Annotated in this window: 11 protein-coding genes; 7 read left to right on the forward strand and 4 right to left on the reverse strand. The window is 52.1% G+C overall.

Features of this window, described 5'->3' with window-relative positions:
- The first annotated feature begins 304 nt into the window (after positions 1-304).
- Positions 305-1,309: a helix-turn-helix domain-containing protein gene (locus COO92_RS21555; protein WP_101304997.1), complete on the forward strand. Its 1,005-nt coding sequence runs from the start codon at positions 305-307 to the stop codon at positions 1,307-1,309.
- A gap of 303 nt (positions 1,310-1,612) precedes the next feature.
- On the opposite strand, the gene COO92_RS21560 is transcribed toward COO92_RS21555, so the two are convergent.
- A complete protein-coding gene (locus tag COO92_RS21560) occupies positions 1,613-1,795 on the reverse strand; it encodes a hypothetical protein (RefSeq protein ID WP_101304998.1) in 183 nt (60 codons plus the stop codon).
- A 218-nt stretch (positions 1,796-2,013) separates the two neighbouring features.
- On the opposite strand from COO92_RS21560, the gene COO92_RS21570 reads away from it, so the two are divergent.
- Both COO92_RS21570 and COO92_RS21575 read left to right on the forward strand, forming a co-directional pair.
- Positions 2,014-5,445 (forward strand): hypothetical protein, encoded by a 3,432-nt coding sequence (locus COO92_RS21570; RefSeq protein ID WP_101305000.1) that lies wholly within the window; start codon positions 2,014-2,016, stop codon positions 5,443-5,445.
- 14 nt (positions 5,446-5,459) lie between these two features.
- On the forward strand, positions 5,460-6,185 hold the full coding sequence (locus tag COO92_RS21575) for a hypothetical protein (RefSeq protein ID WP_133125112.1): 726 nt from the start codon (positions 5,460-5,462) through the stop codon (positions 6,183-6,185).
- Between the two features lie 697 nt (positions 6,186-6,882).
- Here the strand turns inward: COO92_RS21575 and COO92_RS21580 are convergent.
- Positions 6,883-8,502, reverse strand: coding sequence for a recombinase family protein (locus COO92_RS21580; protein WP_133125113.1), 1,620 nt, complete (start codon positions 8,500-8,502; stop codon positions 6,883-6,885).
- Between the two features lie 574 nt (positions 8,503-9,076).
- On the opposite strand from COO92_RS21580, the gene COO92_RS21585 reads away from it, so the two are divergent.
- Genes COO92_RS21585 through COO92_RS21600 form a run of 4 tightly spaced genes read left to right on the forward strand, consistent with a single transcriptional unit; the run spans position 9,077 to position 16,279 of the window.
- Positions 9,077-12,106 carry a type I restriction endonuclease subunit R gene (locus COO92_RS21585; RefSeq protein WP_101305003.1) on the forward strand — a complete coding sequence of 1,010 codons (3,030 nt, stop codon included), beginning with the start codon at positions 9,077-9,079 and terminating at the stop codon, positions 12,104-12,106.
- Positions 12,096-13,400 carry a restriction endonuclease subunit S gene (locus COO92_RS21590; RefSeq protein ID WP_101305004.1) on the forward strand — a complete coding sequence of 435 codons (1,305 nt, stop codon included), beginning with the start codon at positions 12,096-12,098 and terminating at the stop codon, positions 13,398-13,400. The genes COO92_RS21585 and COO92_RS21590 overlap by 11 nt, the downstream gene beginning before the upstream one ends.
- 3 nt (positions 13,401-13,403) lie before the next feature.
- Positions 13,404-14,633: an ATP-binding protein gene (locus COO92_RS21595; RefSeq protein WP_101305005.1), complete on the forward strand. Its 1,230-nt coding sequence runs from the start codon at positions 13,404-13,406 to the stop codon at positions 14,631-14,633.
- On the forward strand, positions 14,630-16,279 hold the full coding sequence (locus tag COO92_RS21600; RefSeq protein WP_101305006.1) for a type I restriction-modification system subunit M: 1,650 nt from the start codon (positions 14,630-14,632) through the stop codon (positions 16,277-16,279). Before COO92_RS21595 ends, COO92_RS21600 begins: the two co-directional genes overlap by 4 nt.
- Before the next feature lie 109 nt (positions 16,280-16,388).
- Here COO92_RS21600 and traI read toward each other — a convergent pair whose 3' ends face one another.
- Together traI and COO92_RS21610 are read right to left on the reverse strand one after the other, a co-directional pair.
- Positions 16,389-17,522 carry a TraI/MobA(P) family conjugative relaxase gene (gene traI, locus COO92_RS21605; RefSeq protein ID WP_240626555.1) on the reverse strand — a complete coding sequence of 378 codons (1,134 nt, stop codon included), beginning with the start codon at positions 17,520-17,522 and terminating at the stop codon, positions 16,389-16,391.
- A complete protein-coding gene (locus COO92_RS21610; RefSeq protein ID WP_101305007.1) occupies positions 17,519-17,893 on the reverse strand; it encodes a plasmid mobilization protein in 375 nt (124 codons plus the stop codon). The genes traI and COO92_RS21610 overlap by 4 nt, the downstream gene beginning before the upstream one ends.
- Positions 17,894-17,943: the final 50 nt, after the last annotated feature.

Raw genomic sequence — 17,943 nt, forward strand, 5'->3', positions numbered from 1 at the left:
AGAGGTTCAAATCCTCTCCCCGCAACCACTCTTTCCGATCCGTTGAGTTTTGAGATATAGACTCGACGGATTCGCGAAACAAGAGAAAAAGTTCGGGTGCATGCCTCTAACAGAGGAGGCGGCACTACCGAGTTTCATTTTTCCCGGACTTTTCAAATAGATAAAGAAAAAACCCGTCGGCTGGCACCAACGGGTTTCTGAAAAGGCTTAAACTGCCCTCTGCTTGAAATCTGAGGTAAAGTTTAGGCGACGGGATCGCTTTGTCAAGTGCAAATGCGATGTTTGAACTCTGCCGATACCACACATGACATCTTCATATTCCGAAGCTCAAACTGGCGCGGTCGCTGAGCCTTCAGCACCGGTCGGAACATCTGCCGTTGCCCGTTGGCACTGGGTGCAGACAAAGATCTTACATCATCCGGATTTGACGACAGCTGAGATCTGTGTCGCCGTCGTTCTGGCATCGCACGTCAATGATCGGACGCAGGCATGCTTCCCCAAGATAGAAACACTTGCACATGAGACAAGTCTGTCTGATCGCAAGGTGCGTCAGTCGCTCAAGCGTTTGGCAGACCTTGGGTTAGTTGTAAAGCTGAGCCGGGCGTTTGGCAGACTTCGTAATCGCAATGCGTATCAGCTGGTCGGTCTTGGGTCTAAACCGGCATCTGGTTCCCTTAAACCGGCATCAGATTCCGCTGGTAAACCGGCACATGGTGCCGGTTCCAATAAGATGAACACGGATAAAGAAGAAAACACGGATGAAAGGGAACAGGCGAATACTGTTTCTGGCGCCGGTGCCACCGTCCTTCCTGCCGTCGATGATCAATGTTTGATTTTAGCCAGGGAATGGCAGCGAATGTGTTCCGAGCCATGGACATTGGCGAATGCTTGTTTGCGTGTGAATGAGGCGATTGAGCGTGTAGGCATCGACGCGGTTACGCTGGAGCTAAACGGTTTACGACAGAAGGGGAAAAGACCTTCGCGTCTGGCGATCTTGGATGTTCTTGATGGTCTGCAGGCGAGTACGCCATTAGATGATGAAGGTCCTCGATGGCCGAAAGTTTGTGACGCAGACGCACCACCAGCATGGCGGGAGATATGTGAGGTAATTTCTAAACGGGAACTCTCTGGGTGTCGAAATCCAGGGGCCTGGCTGTCCAAGATTAAGGCCTCATTGATGGGAGATACGTTGCTGCTGTCAGCGAACAATCGTTGCGTTCGCGATACGGCTCAGTATCATCTGCTTACGGAAATACGTAAGCACGCGGGGCAACGTGGCCTTGTGGTGAAAGGGCTAACGTATGATTAAGTCAACTCATGTGGAGTTGTTTGTTGTGGAGTCATTTGTGTAACCAGCTCCTCTTATTTTAAGCCCCGCAGACGCATGATTAGTAGCCAAAATCTATCTTCTGCCCGCAGCTTAAATGCTGACCTGAGCCCGAACGAAAGGCCATTGAACGTGTGTAAATGGACGAAACGCCACATTTTCCAAACTCAGCAGCGTCCGCTCTGCAGACTTTGCTGTGTTTCTTAGTTGAGCAGTTACAACGAATGGCCGGTGCGACGGGAACGCAGCGTATAGCTTGATCGACGAACCGCAGCTCGGGGGCCGTCATTTCTTTCGGGCACTCTGTAGCGTATTAAGAACGTCTTTGTCGCCAGCAAGCGCTTGAGCTACTTCCAAGCCAGCCTTCAGTTTGGAACCTGTTTTGCTCCTATGATTTTCCTGCGAAAGTTGATCAATCTTCTTGATCGCGTCAATCTTGAAATCTTCGGTAAATCGGGAGGTGCTCATGATCTTCTCCTTGCCTCAATTTATAGGCTATTGGGTGTCTACAATTCCAGGGGCTATTCAGTTTGAGTTTTTGTTGGCACGTCCAACGAAAAAAAGCGACTATGCACAAATAATTTTGTGGAGCATTTCGTGCCTGAACCTAATGTTTAAGCTTGTCCTTTGTGGCATGGGTTTGGCTTTATCTACATGACCAAGAGTTACTTAAGGATGAGATGGGTATGGAAAACTTGAGCGGGGTAGGAAATCCTGGTGTGTCGATGGCCCAGGCCATTCTCGAGGACGCCATATCTACGGACGTACCGATCGTTGCGATTTTGGGGCAGTCCTTGGGGCACGAGCCGGAGGAAGCGGACCGCATTTGCCTGAAAGCTCTTGAAAGGCTTCAAATTGACGGATCGTCTTGGAATGATCTTTTCTCAAAGGGAAAGATTGACGCGGAATTCTACGATTGGCTCAACGAACGTTTCGAAAGGCGCAGCCCGCCGATAGAACTGACGGCGATTTCCGATGCGCATTTTTCTGCCGTCTTTACGTCGTCGATTGATCCGATTCTTAGAAATCTATTCGAAACGGATGGCCGTCAACCGGAAACTATCTTGGTCGGCGATCCTCCGCCTCCTGTGACTCGAAGCAAGCTCCGGCCTCGTCTTTATTATCTCTATGGCATGACCGGTGCCGGACAGTTCCAGCCGCCGATATCCAAGCTGGCGTTGAGGGCGCGCCATGCGCAGCATGCAACGCCCATGCTGAACACTTTGTTCGATGTGGCCACTCCTCTTGGGATTATCGTCATTGACGGGCTGCGGTCAGGGTCGGATTGGCTCAACCTGAGCGACCTTATCGGGCAACTGAGTATGGCCCCGACTCAGAGTGTTCTTTGGTATGGACCGGATCCAGAGTTTGAGGGTGACGACGCAGAGTTTTTCTCAGAGCTTGTCGAATCAGGAATTATTCTTCGCGACGAGCGTTCTCTCGGCACCGCGATTGCGGAAGCAGAGGCCCTAAATGGTTCGGCGAAATTGCATTCCTGGAACGAGCCGGGAATTGTGTCGTTCGCAGATGGGCAAAAGTTAGTTACCACGCCGAGCATGCGCCTCAGCACGGAATCGTCAGCTTCCATTATCGACGATGCTTGGTTGGACCCGCTTCAGCCAGTTAACGAGGCGGAACAGCTCGAAAAGTTCGCGCTCTTCCACTCGATACCATCGAGTATTCGCCCGCTGTTGAATGGTGTGCGGCGCGGCTTCGCAATCAAGAGGGATTTTGAAGACGACCTATGGAAGACTGTCGGGAAGGCGATCGTTAACCATGCAAATGAAAAAGGGGCGATCGTACTCAGTGGACAATCTGGGATCGGAAAATCTGTAGCACTTTACCGTCTGGCATCGACCATCCGGAGTGATAGATTGGCCGCAGTTTTGTTTGCTCGCGATCGGGTTCCCCAAGCCGTCGAAGTCGCGCCGTTCTTGACGGAAGTCGATAAGCTTAACCAAGTGACAGTGCTGATTGTCGATGCACTGGATGCGCCAAAAAGATATGATGCGTTGCTTGAGAGCTTCCGAAGCCGCGGACACAGAATCGTTATCGTCGGCACGTCATACGTCTCAGAACTCGCGATGAACCGTCATGACGGGCGACTGATCAGCGTCACCCCTGTCTTGAGTCCAGATGAGCGTGACGCTATGGTCACCTTGGTACAAAGTAACGGTCTTGATATAGATTTCAAAGTACAGTCTGCTAACTCCGAACACGCACTTGCGTATTTCTTTTGGATGTTACCGCAAAGCCGCGCGCGCTTGGCGCGAGGGCTGGGCCTGGAGGCTCGTCGCACGGAAAGAACAGTCCGTGAGCGAGGGAAAGAGAAAAGGTCAGCAAAGCGGCTGACGGATATGGCGCATGCCTTTCTGCAAGCGGGATACAACACAAAGGTGCCTATCCTTCAGCAGGCCCCCACCACCGACGAAGAAAGCGATTCTGCAGTTAAACTGATTGACTACATTATGGTCTGTTCCAGATTGCATAGATGGGTGCCGATCAATCTCGTCCTGCGGGCCTTGTTGTCCAAAAGCTTGGTCTCGCATTCGGGTCTCGACACGGAGTTAATCCGCGATCTGTTTGAGGGGTATGACTTATTTCGATGGCGTTACCACGACAATAGCGACGATCAGCTCCTCGTGGGGGCGCGGTTGCAGGTGGAGGCGCAGCTTATCTGCGATCAAAGAATCGGAGGCCCCGTTCAGGAAAGCAGAAAAATTCTCGAACTGATCGCGAGTGCCACACGCGCTGGAACGGAAGGTGGAGAAGAGGCGCGGTTCGTCGCCGATATTGTTTATGCATTGGGTCCCGATGGGCCCCTCGGCACCCGATACCAAGACACATATGGTGAGATTGCTGCTGCATTGACATCCCTCCGAAAGGACCGAGGCGTGAGGAGCGCGCGCTTAATGCTGCAGGAAGCGACTTTGCGCCGTCATTTCATTCGAAATAACAGTTCCAAGATACCGGACGACGATCAGTGGCAGCTTTTGGATGAAGCGCGTGAGGCAGTAGAGGAGGCGTTGACAGACATTTCATCTCCTAAGAACAGTTTGCGCGCGGCGCGAAGAACAATCGACTACCTTTGGGTTGAACGTGCGGCGACATATGGCTACCTCGCAACGACTGCTTCAAAAAACAAAAAGCCTGCCGATTTGGTTTGGGCACATTATCTTGCGGCGCGAGAGGCAGCCCGAAACGCAACGGGAAGGGTCGATACGTATCATCCGATCGACATCTCACTTTGGATCCCCATCCAAATACTAGAATCAAAACCCAACTTGGGCCTCGAGAGAGAGGCGGAGTTGCGCGCCGATATTATATCGTCCATCGACATGGTTAGCGAAGAAGAACTCGAGTTTGGCCAGATGGAAGTCTTCCAGAGGCAAAGGCTCCGTTCGGCAGAGCTCCTTGAGAACGAGACACTGAGCGAAGAGGCCTTTGACGCCTTGGCTAATGCCGGTTCCACAGTGGGCTACTACTTCCGGGCCAAAAGTTTGGCTCCACAGCGGAATGCAATGGAGGCGGCGGTAACTAACGCGCAACTCAATCAGGCAAAAGCGGCGTCGGATTATTTGCTGCAAAACAGTGAGTATGTTTTCGATGACCCAAGGTGCTTGTGGCTTCTGCTCAATTGCCTGTGGCTGTGGAAGACGGGGGAATGGTTATTTAGGGGGTTGCGCCAACCTCTCCCATTCGCAGATACGGACCGCGCGCAGATCCTTGATGTCCTCACGGACCTTTCTACCGCGTCAGGAAAGGATTTGTCGCCGAAGTTCAGGTATCTCCATGCCGTTCTCAACTGGCTAACAGGCGACGAAGCCGGTGCCATCCAGAAATTCCGCCAACTGGCACAGGACACGGAGTATGTTGAAGGAAAAAGGGTTTTGCGAAGAAACGTCATTACAGACGATGAAAAACAGCCAATAGCCTACAGCGGCATCGTCGAAAGGCAGATCGGAGACAATCGGTGGTCCGTACACGTTCGAGAACTCAATCGGAAAATCGACTTGGTTGAAGGGCGCTGGATACAGAATGTCTCTATCGGCACAGAAATCAAAAAATTTGCCATTGCATTTAACTACCTTGGCCCAATTGCCGACGAGTTACGTTAGGGGGAGCGGTGGCGGTGTTTGAAAACCTGTTGCAGAAGATCGACTCTCTTAGGGACGTCTGTGCCGAGAACATCGGTAGTCGAGAGATACATGAGATTTCCGTCGACGTTCCGCAACAGCCGTTCGATGAGCTCTATTTCATAAAAACGGTTGCGTGGTGCTACGTTCTCTTTAATGAGACGGGACCCTTTATCAGGTTCTCGGGAAAGCTTCTTCGCGCACGGCCGCAAGCGGCAGAAAAGTATAAAGAAGTAAAATATTTTGTCCAATGTGCGCGAACCGTACACGCGCACAATCTTCTTTCAAGCTCTTCCACAGATGCTCAAACGAAGCGATATTATGAAATCTGGACAATGGAGAATGGTGGTAAACCGTGCAGTTGGGAAAAGTGTAGCAAAGCGCTGATAAAAAGTATGGACGAGGTGCTGTGTGAGTTTCAGGATGGGTGGAGGCTGCGGAGCGAGGACGAGAGCGACCGCCAGGAATTGTGGCGCGACTATGAAAGCGAAAAACGGACTTCTTGGGACGCGCACGAGTTTGATCCGTTCGTCACCCAGGCTGCCAATGAAGCACAGCTTGAGGATTTTAACAGCGCAGCTTTTCGGAAAGAGGGCAATAGAGTAGAGCGATGGCGAAAACTTGTTAGGTATTTTGGCAGTCGAGAATCGGCGGAAAAAGCGGTTCGCCGTGTAATTCAGGCAGAAATATTCAATACCTTTGGCGCCCCCTCCGATGTATGAAAGCCAATTGTCGAATTTGCCTTCCGAGACGCCATCCCGGCTGTAAACGTCCGTCGTCTTCTGCCCCGCGATCCCGATGATATGTTCTTCCGCGAACCCTAAGTGCTTCACCTCTATCTCTTCTTCGATTGATGGACTCCACCAATAAAGAAAGAGAAAACGGGGCTCACGTCACACCTCATGCGACACTCCGGCGGACGACATCAGAATCCATGCCAACTGGTATATCCTCTCAGAGTAAACTGAACGCACAACCTCCCCTTTGTGCTAAATCGGTCACAACCCCCTGATGAGAAAATGAGATATTTGAAGAACACAGATGTCCACGTCTGGCTACAAATAGCCAATCTCAGAACAACTCCATTAAGTCGGGTATTGGGTGGTAAGCAGACATCACATCCCCTCCCCAAACTTGCATAAAACTTAACCCTGATGGTAGCCCCAAGGTAGCCCAGCACATAAAACGGCTTAGCATTTTACTGCTATGCCGTTGATATTATTGGTTGCGGGGACGCGTATGCTCTACACAGTTCAATTAGATATAGGGTAGGAAGTTGGTGTTTACTCGTTGAGGGCTGCGATTCTAGAATTTCTCGATACTAGGCTGAGCCAATTCGGATGATTTTTGCACGTCTGCGATTCTGTGTTGTCGCCAAAATGGCTTTGCAATGTGATAGGCAGAATTTTGCCGATTTATCTATGTCTTCTTTGGGGAGGAAACTATAGCAGGGAAGTCAAAGTCCGCAGTGCATGTGCGCAGTCGTTCCGACTTTCTTCCTGCTTTGTTGGTCGTGATTGTAAGTTTGAGAATGACCTGACGTAACAGGTTTACCGCGCTAGGATCTCGAGACCATATAGCAAGTCTGGCCACCAAGTTTTGGTGATGCTTGACAATGGTATCCAGTTTTTTCGGAGAAGCATTGTCTGCAATCGCCCGCTTATGCTGGGCGAGGTCGAGTTTCGTTCGTTGGATCTGTTCGGCTTTGTCGTCAAAAAATACACGTATCTCATTTGAGCGGGCATCGGGACCAAGAGCGTCGATAACCTTGTTCATGCCAGCGCGCAGCTTTTCAAGTTGCGTTGTGAGGCGTGTTATTTCCTGAGTGTGATGAGCTCGAATGTTGCGTAGTTCGTCGCCTTCAAAATGTTCAATAATCTTCGCTTCATCAAGATTTGATATGGCATCCAAAACAAGCTTGATGACTTCGTCATAATGCAGGTTCCTGTTCGCGCAGCCTTTAATAGGGCAGGAATAATGCTTTGCGTAAGTTGCGGTGATTTTCTGATCATGCTCGCCGCAATAGAGCTTTCCGCCGAAGACGGCATTGGCGCGTTTATTACCCACGGCCTGATTGCGTCGCCATTCTTTGGAACGACGGATTGATTTGTCGCGTCTTTCCTCGTCGGTCATGACGGCGGGTATTAGCTTGCGCTGCATGTGCATGCTGGAGCGCTCATCCAGTGCCTTTTGAACCTTCAGGAAGGTTTCTTCTTTGAGGATGGCAAGTTCAGGAATTGGAACGGTTATCCATTCCTTTTCTGGTCGAACGATAGATAAGCGTTTCCCGTTTTCAGGATGCTTTCGATACTGCAGCTTATTGAAAGTGACAAAGCCGTTATAGAGCGTTTGGCGCAGCATTCCTGTTTGCCGGACAAATGATCCGACAAGGCTTGATGGTGCCCATTTTCCACCTTTGGGAGAATCTATGCCCTGGCGATTGAGATCATCGCAAATATGTTTGAGCTTCCGGCCTTCTGCATAGTATTCAAAAATTTCTCGGATAATTGCGGCTTGCTCTTGGTTAACCTTGCGCTTGCCGCGAATAGGTTCTCCGAATTCGTCAAGCGCGTGAATGAGGTCATACCCATAAAGCTGGCCACCAGGCACGCCGCCACGTAGGACCGCAGCAACGACGCCCCGGTGGGTTTTGTCGGACAGGTCTTTGAGGTAGAGCGCATTCATGGTGCTTTTCAGGCCAATATGAAGCTCGTTGATCAATCCATCGCTTACGGTTTCAACCGGCACACCGAGGAACACCATCTTCTTGAAGAAGTTGGCGGTGTCAGCTTGGTCGCGGCTAATCCGGCTTAGGTCTTCGGCAATCACGCCTTCGAATTTACCATCCAGAGCAGCAACCAGAAGTGCACCAATACCAGGGCGGTTCGCAAGATGGGAGCCCGATATGCCTTCATCAAAAAATACATCAGCAACATGATAGCCCTTTGCGCTGCAATATTCGCGACAGCGCCGGATCTGGTCTTGCGTGCTGGTTTCCTGTTTGTCGGTCGAGTGGCGGGCGTAGATTGCTACATGCACTGATTGTGTCCTCGAAGGTTGAATCAAATTGATTACCTTTCGGGGTTGCTCATGCGCAAGGGTAAAACGCTGTCTTCTCGTAAGAATAGATAGTTAAGAAAATGCTGTAAATACAAGGCGCTGCATGTGATTGCATGAGAGTGCATAAGATTGCACGAAAATGCAAAAGAGTGCATGATGGTGCACGAGATGGCACAACTTTCACCTGTCGTGATGGGGGCAGGATAGGTTCGGTGGGCCCACCAAACAGCCCGAACGGGCTTCCTGCTTATTCGCATGGCGGTGCCATGCTCAACGAAAGGCATAAATTTGTTATGGTGGTTAGAATAGCTCTTAATTAAAAGTGGCGTACTTTGCGTTATGTATGAATGACTTGTTTTGAGGATTGTTACTGCTATGGAAACCGGGCAAATGAGCGCTAACCTGCCATAAAAGGTATATGACGCGACTAATTCGTTCTTAATTACACTGTTATTCACATTCGAAGTGTTAGAGCTAACCTCTGCACAAATTGATATTGCCGGTCAGGAATCTTTTTGCTTCTGGGCTGGATTAAATAGAGTGATTTTCTGCAATGGTGACGAGTACGCCCGAACGCGATCTTGAAGAAGCCTTGATCTCGAAACTCGGTACCCTCAAATACGAATATCGTCCAGACATTCGTGATCGAGCGGCTCTTGAAGCTAACTTCAGGCTGAAATTCGAGTCCTTGAACCGGGTTGCGCTTACTGATGGCGAATTTAAGCGTCTTCTGGAAGAAATAGTCACGCCTGATGTCTTCACTGCTGCCCGTACCCTTCGCGAGCGCAACAACTTTACTCGAGATGATGGAACGCCGCTCAACTACACTCTCGTGAATATCAGGGACTGGTGCAAAAACACCTTCGAGGTGATCAATCAGCTCCGTATCAATACTGATAACAGCCACCATCGATATGATGTCCTACTTCTGATCAACGGCGTTCCAACTGTCCAAATTGAATTGAAGTCCCTTGGCATTAGCCCCCGCAGGGCGATGGAACAAATTGTCGACTACAAGAACGATCCTGGAAACGGTTACTCCAAGACACTTCTGTGCTTCCTTCAGCTCTTCATTGTCAGTAATCGCGATAGCACGTTCTATTTTGCAAACAACAACACCGGCCATTTCGCCTTCAATGCGGAGGAACGCTTTCTGCCGGTCTATGAATTTGCCGATGTGAATAACAAGAAGATCGGCTATCTCGACAGTTTCGCCGAGACCTTTCTCGCCAAATGCACACTAGGCCAGACCATCAGCCGTTACATGGTCCTCGTTGCAAGCGAACAGAAGCTCATGATGATGCGTCCGTATCAGGTCTACGCGGTGAAGGCCATTGTCGACACAATTGCCCAAGACAGTGGCAATGGTTACATCTGGCACACTACCGGTAGCGGTAAGACGCTCACCTCCTTCAAAGCCTCAACACTTCTGAAAGATAATCCGGATATTGAAAAGTGCCTCTTTGTCGTGGACCGCAAAGACCTGGATCGACAGACGCGCGAGGAGTTTAATAAGTTCCAGGAAGGTTGCGTCGAGGAGAATACCAGTACCGCGTCCCTCGTCCGCCGCCTGCTCTCGGACGACTATGCAGACAAGGTGATCGTTTGCACGATCCAGAAGCTGGGCCTCGCGCTGGACGAAAACAGCAAGCGCAACAAGAAGCAAAAGAAAGATGGCAAGAAAAGCTTCAAGGAGCAGCTGGAGCCCCTTCGTAACAAACGCATTGCCTTTATCTTCGACGAATGCCATCGCTCGCAGTTCGGCGAGAACCACAAAGCCATCAAAGAGTTCTTCCCGCGCGCCCAACTCTTCGGCTTTACCGGAACGCCGATATTCGACCGGAACGCGGCCCAGCAGAAGATTGAAGGCACACAGGCCAGCATGAAGACGACGGAAGACCTCTTCCAGGAACGGCTTCACACTTACACCATCACGCACGCTATTGATGACGGAAACGTCCTTCGGTTCCATGTCGACTACTTCAAGCCACAGGGCAAAACGCTGCCGAAGCCGGGCGAACCGCTCGCGAAGCGGGCCGTCATCGAGGCTATCCTGGACAAACACGATGCGGCCACCGGTCAACGCCGGTTCAATGCCTTGCTCGCTACAGCCTCGATTAATGACGCGATTGAATATCATGCCCTCTTCAAAGCTATGCAGGCCGAGAAGCAAGCCGCTAATCCCAGCTTCCAGCCGCTGAATATCGCTTGCGTCTTCTCGCCACCTGCCGAGGGCGATCCTGATGTGAAGCAGATTCAGGAAGACCTGCCGCAGGAAAAGGAAGACAACGCCGTCGAGCCGGAGAAGAAGAAGGAAGCCCTGAAGGCCATCCTTGCTGACTACAACGCTCATTATGGCACCAACCACAAGATCGGTGAGTTTGATCTCTATTATCAAGACGTGCAGAAGCGCATTAAAGATCAGCAGTGGCCCGATGCCGATCTCAGAAAGGCCTATCCCAATGTGCCACACCACAAGATCGACATTACTATCGTCGTGGACATGCTGCTCACGGGCTTCGACTCCAAGTTCCTGAATACGCTCTATGTTGATAAGAACCTTAAGCACCACGGCCTTATCCAGGCCTTCTCGCGAACCAACCGCGTGCTGAACGCGACCAAACCCTACGGGAATATCCTGGACTTCCGGCAGCAGCAGGATGCGGTCGATGCTGCTATAGCCCTCTTCTCGGGCGAGGCAGCTGCCGAAAAGGCCCGTGAAATCTGGCTGGTGGACAAGGCCCCTGTGGTCATCCAGAAGCTGGAAGCTGGCGTCCAGAAACTTGCCGCCTTCATGAAGTCGCAGGGCCTTGATTGCGCGCCAGATGCTGTACCCAATCTTAAGGGCGATGCCGCCCGTGCGGCCTTTGTCGAGCATTTCAAGGAAGTCCAGCGACTTAAGACCCAGCTTGACCAGTACACCGACTTGACCCCGGAAAACGCAGCAGCGATAGAACAGGTACTGCCGCGCGACAACCTTCTGGGTTTCCGTGGTGCCTATCTGGAAACTGCCCAGCGGCTCAGGGCCCAGCAGGGCAAGGGCGTGGATAAGCCGACGCAGGAAGTCGACGAGCTGGATTTCGAGTTCGTCCTCTTCGCCTCTGCCGTCATCGATTATGACTATATCATGGGTCTGATCGCCCGCTATTCCGAAGCATCGCCTGGTAAGCAGAAGATGAGCCGGGAGGAGCTGATTGGGTTGATCCAGTCCGATGCCAAGTTTATGGATGAGCGCGAGGATATCACCGCCTACATAGCCACGTTGAAGGCGGGAGAAGGCCTGAGTGAGAAGGCTATCCGAGATGGGTACAGCCGCTTCAAGGCAGAAAAAAATACGGCGGAACTGGCAAGCATTGCGAGCAAACATGGGTTAACAAACGACGCGCTCCAAGACTTTGTCGACACCATCCTGCAACGCATGATTTTTGATGGTGAAGCCCTGACTGACCTGATGGAACCCCTTGGGCTGAACTGGAAGGCGCGAAGGGTAAAGGAGTTGGACCTAATGGCGGACCTGATGCCGTTGCTGATTAAGCGGGCCGGTGGGCGCGAGATTTCGGGGCTAAGCGCTTATGACCAGTAAAGTCAAATCCAAGAACACAATGAGAGGTGAGGCCGCCTTAGAGCCCGAGCTCCGCTTTGTCGAGTTTCAGCATGAGGGGCCATGGACCACCGTGCCTCTGGCCTCGGTTGCCAAGATCAGCACTGAGAAAGTGCGGGATAACACTTGCATACCGATGAGCATCACATCTGGCGTCGGCTTGGTGAGCCAGATGGAAAAGTTCGGACGCATAATTGCGGGCACCGCGTACAAGAATTACCTACTGCTCAAGAAGCACGACTTTGCCTACAACAAGAGTGCGACCAAGGAATATCCAGAAGGCTTTGTTGCTCTCTACACAGGTGAGGAGCTTGCTGCAGTTCCGAACAGTATCTTCACGTGTTTTCGTATCAAGGGCGATTCCCTGTCGCCCCAATATCTGAATTATCTGTTTCTCGGTAATTTGCACGGTCGGTGGTTACGTAAGTTCATTGAAGTTGGTGCCCGTGCCCATGGCTCTCTACGCGTTAGCAACAATGATCTTATGGCGTTGCCAGTGCCGGTCCCAGCCGGATCAAACTCGCTCGAGGAACAGCAAAGGATCGCCGACTGTCTGAACTCTGCGGATGCGCTGATCGAGGTGCAGAGGCGGAAGGTGGACTCGATGAGGGCCCACAAAAAAGGCCTGATGCAGCAGCTTTTCCCCCAGGAAGGCCAAACCCAACCCCGACTCCGGTTCCCGGAGTTCGAAGAGGTAGGGGATTGGAGAGAAATATCCTTGGGTCAAATCCTTGCGGTTGCTTCCGGTCAAGTTGACCCGACAAAAATGCCATACCGAAGCCTGCTGCAGATCGGCAGCGAGAACATAGAGGCCAACACCGGCAAATTGGTGAACGTAAAGACCGCCGGCGAAAAGGGCATTGCGAGCGGGAACTATGTCTTCGACGAAGAAGACATCCTTTACTCGAAGATCCGGCCTGCGTTGAACAAGGTTGCGGCGCCAGACTTCAATGGTATTTGCAGCGCTGACATATACCCAGTTCGCCCTTCAGACGACAGGTTGCTCCGAGGCTATCTGCTGTATTTGCTTCTATCTGATAATTTTCTGGAGCACGCTAGGCGAAATTCCGAACGAGGCAAAATTCCAAAAATTAATCGAGTTGCCCTACTATCGTATATAGCCCTGATTCCAGAGCCCCGCGAACAACAGCGGATAGCTGATTGTCTCACTTCGCTAGACGACCTAATTGCCGCCGAGGACCGAAAGCTCGACACTCTCAGGACCCACAAGAAGGGCCTGATGCAGCAGCTTTTTCCTCAGATGGGGAGGGGTTGACGTATGGGAACCTTCAAGAACCTGAAGACTCTGGTAACCCGGCTTCGTGACGATCTGAACAACCCCACTAAGCTAACCTCGTTGGTACTCATTTATGCCTACAATCGAACCGGCAAGACACGCCTGTCGATGGAGTTCAAGGACGCAGGCAAGCGGAAAAGCAAAAAGAATCCGACTGGTAACCCCGATACTCTCTATTTTAATGCATTTACAGAGGATTTGTTTGTCTGGGAAAATGACCTTGACGGAGATAGCGTACGGCATTTGCAATTGAATGAGCAGTCGTCATTCTTCGATGCGATGACCGAGCTTGCGCTGGACGAAACCATCGCCCGCTACCTATCCCGTTACGCCGACTTCGATTTCGACTTCACCTACAAGGAGATCGAGCAGGGAGGCGAGACGCTGTTCAAACCGGACTATGTGAGCTTCAGCAAGGGCGGCGAGGCCAACATCAAGGTATCACGCGGCGAACAGAACATCTTCATCTGGTGCGTCTTCATGGCCATCTGCGAACGGATGCTGGATGGGCATGAGTCCTATCAGGGGAAGAAGTACCTCTACATCGACGACCCGATCTCGTCGCTGGACGACAACAACGCGATTTCCGTCGCCTGTGATCTTGCCAAGCTCCTCCGCCGGGCGGCCACGCGAACGGATGCGGACGGGAATCCTGCGCCCATCAAGGTGATCTTTTCTTCGCACCACGCGTTGTTCTTCAACGTGATGTGCAACGAGCTCGGCCGGAAGATTGATGACGCGCCTTCGGTTGCTCACCGGCGCTATTTCCTGCATCGGCCAAACGGTGACGGCACCTACCTGCTTCAAGCGACGGAAGACACGCCCTTCTTCCACCACGTGGCGACGCTCGCCGAATTGCAGCGGGCGGCTGATCCGAAGAAAGGCAAGCTCTACACCTACCACTTCAACGCACTGCGCAGTGTCATGGAGAAAACAGCATCCTTCTTTGGTCACCCGAGTATCGCCTTTTGCCTGAGGGCGCGGGACAACGAGGAAGACAGGGCGCTGTTCAACCGTGCCCTGAACCTGCTGAGCCACGGCGCCTATGCCATCCATGAACCGACCGAGATGGGCGAGGACAACAAGGAGCTCTTCCGCCGCATCCTTCGAGAATTCATCATCCGGTTCGAGTTCGCTCTGCCGGGCAACGCACCCGCCCGGCCACCAGCTCCGGCACCCGCACCAGTCCCCCAGGAAGCACCCGCACAATGAACGACCAAATTCAAAAACAACTCGGCAAGACCCTCTGGAATATCGCCGACGCGCTTCGGGGCGCGATGAACGCGGACGACTTCCGCGACTACATGCTGTCCTTCCTGTTCTTGCGCTACCTCTCTGACAACTACGAAGCGGCGGCGAAGCGAGAGTTGGGCACGGACTATCCCGATCTGCCGGAAGATGTTCTCGCCCGCACGGGCGCGAGTACGCCTCTGCAAGCATGGTACGAAGACAATCCAAATGACGTGGCCGATTTCGAAAAGCAGATGCGCCGCAAAGTGCATTACGTGATCCAGCCGCCGTATTTGTGGAACAACATCGCCAACCTAGCTCGCACGCAGAGCGATGAACTGCTGCTTACGTTGTCTGAGGGCTTCAAGTACATCGAGAATGAATCCTTCCAGAGCACCTTCGGTGGGTTGTTCTCGGAGATCAATCTTTATTCGGAGAAGCTGGGCAAGACCCAGGCGGACAAGAATAAGAAGCTCTGTTCCATCATTGCCGAGATTGCAAGGGGGTTGGCCGAATTTTCGTCCAAGGTTGATGCTCTGGGCGACGCCTATGAGTACCTGATCGGCCAATTCGCCGCCGGTTCTGGCAAGAAGGCGGGTGAGTTTTACACGCCGCAGCAGATATCGGACATCCTTTCGGCAATCGTGACGTTGGACAGCCAGGAGCCCGCTACTGGTAAGAAAGAGCGACTAGCAAGTGTTCTAGACTTTGCCTGCGGTTCGGGGTCCCTGCTACTCAACGTTCGAAAACGCATGGGGCCTCATGGCATCGGCAAGATTTTCGGGCAGGAGAGCAACATCACGACCTACAACCTCGCCCGCATGAATATGTTACTGCATGGGATGAAGGACACCGAGTTTGAGGTCTTTCACGGTGACACTCTGGCCAATGACTGGGATATCCTCCGTGAACGGAACCCGGCCAAGAAGCCCGCTTTCGATGCCGTCGTGGCGAACCCGCCCTTTAGCCTGCGCTGGGAGCCGACCGACGCAATGGGCGACGATGTTAGGTTCAAAAACTATGGAGTTGCGCCCAAATCTGCTGCGGATTTCGCCTTTCTATTGCACGGCTTTCATTTCCTGAAAGACGATGGCGTAATGGCCATTATTCTGCCCCATGGCGTACTTTTCAGAGGAGGTGCCGAAGAGCGCATTCGCACCAAGCTGTTAAAGGACGGTCACATTGACACGGTTATCGGCCTTCCTGCGAACCTGTTCTACTCGACCGGTATCCCGGTCTGCATCCTCGTGCTCAAGAAGTGTAAGAAGCCGGACGACGTGCTCTTCATCAACGCTGCGGAGCACTTCGTGAAAGGCAAACGCCAGAACCAACTTGGAGATGGTGAGAGCGGCACACCGGATCATATTGGAAAAATCGTTTCGACATACCAATTCCGCAAGGAAGAGGAACGTTACTCCAAGCGTGTGAGTATGGAACGCATCGCCGAAGAGGGTTACAACCTCAATATCTCCCGCTACATCAGCACAGCTGTGCCTGAGGAAGAGATAGATCTGGCGGCTACGCAGATGGAGATGGTTGAGATCGAGAAACAGATTCGCGAGGCAACGGCAAGGCACAACAAGTTCCTAAAGGAACTTGGGTTGCCGCCTTTGCCAACGTCCAATTAGTGACAGATGCGATCCTTACCTTTCCCTCCGCCTTAGACATCCACGCAAACTTTATATTTGGGTAAAGTTTGTGAAGAGTTTAGGTGTGTTGAATGTTGCTTGGCTCACTTCAGCGAAGCCTCATACCTGAGCGTACTTTTCTTGATTGGAGAGGAGTTGTTGGGACGAATGTAGGCTTGTTTGATAGGACCTCTAGCATTTCTCGATGTGCCACCATTAAAACCATGGCCAACGGATCTTGGTGCGCCTCCATGAGTAGAAACATCTTCCAGTTTCGCAAGGCCCGTGCCATCAGACTGAGTTGTGGGGACAGGATTTTCCGCTTGCCAAGGTACCGTCGCCAAAGGGCAGGAGTGTTGCGATGCCGAACAAGAGGTCGGGGCTTGTAGCGTCGTTTCGTTCTGGTCAGATATTCACCTTTGCCGCGTGGTTTGCGTTGCCGGGCCTCAAACACCCCAAACCGTTCCTCAAGTTTCTGCTTGCTGCAAGCTCGGTCCAGCTGGCTGGCCTTCATCGCCTGCCCATCCGGGCTCATCAAAACCATGCCATTGCCGCGCAGTTTGAGGCTGATGTCGTACCCCGCCAGAACCTCGTGCACTTCCGGCCAGTTCTTCGCCTTGCCCAAACCCTTCAGAATTTCCTCACGATGCTTCAGCACATGCCGCTGGAATGATTCCTGCCAAGTATGTGCTTCATAGTCCCGGGCAGCCGGTGACAGCGTGTTTGGGTCGCGCTCTTTGCCATCGGTCATGCCGGGATCAATGGCGAGACCATATTTCTTCTCCATTTCGCGCGAAACCTTGGCGAGAATCTTAAAATCCCGATGTGGTGTGATGACCTTGAGCGTTTCCGGATGCACTTTGTTAAAGGCAATATGCATGTGGAAATTATCGGTATTAATATGCGTGCCTGCCACCCGCTGATGATCACCGTAGCCAAGCGCCTTGGCATATTCGGCCTCGATGGCCATCAGATCGGTTTTGGTCAGTTTATCTTGCTCGCCAGGGCGAAAAGAAACGACAAGGTGATAGGTCTTGTCGGCAATGTCGGGCTTTTGACGGCGAACGGCCTCGATCTCCAAAAGGGCTAGATCCAGATCCTCGATATTTGTGCCGGCATCGCAATTGCGGATCCAGAACTGATGGAGTTTCTCGCCTTTTTCCTCGGCTGCGGCAATGTACTCGCCAAGCCGGGTGTAATTATCCGGCACACCGGATTTTTTGCCGATCTTGGTGGCGATCATGATTTGGCCTGCTTGCGAATGCTTGGCTGAAGCTGGTCACGGATCTCGCCAATGGCGACCTTCAGGTCTGCTTGGGTTGTTTCAATATCACGGACCAGACCATCAAACTTCTTGAGCAGATCTGCTGAAAGCGGCTCATCCAAAGCAAGTTTAAACAGGTTGCCCAATCTCGCCTGATCGGCATTGACCTTGAGCAGATCACGAATGCCCTGCCAAGCTGCAAAGTCAGCGGCACTGGGCAGCTTGGTGTTCATCAATAGCCGTTTAAGCAGTTCCGAGCGCGAAAGCCGCATCTGATGCGCAAGCTGATCAATGCGTTGTTTCTCTTCGTCGTTGAGATAGGTTTTGATGACGTGACGTTCGGTGGCCATGGCACGGTTCCAGCATTGAGAAGAAGGTGCCGGTGGCGTCCATCGCGCCA

Source organism: Thalassospira lohafexi, from assembly GCF_002844275.1.
Taxonomy (GTDB): domain Bacteria; phylum Pseudomonadota; class Alphaproteobacteria; order Rhodospirillales; family Thalassospiraceae; genus Thalassospira; species Thalassospira lohafexi.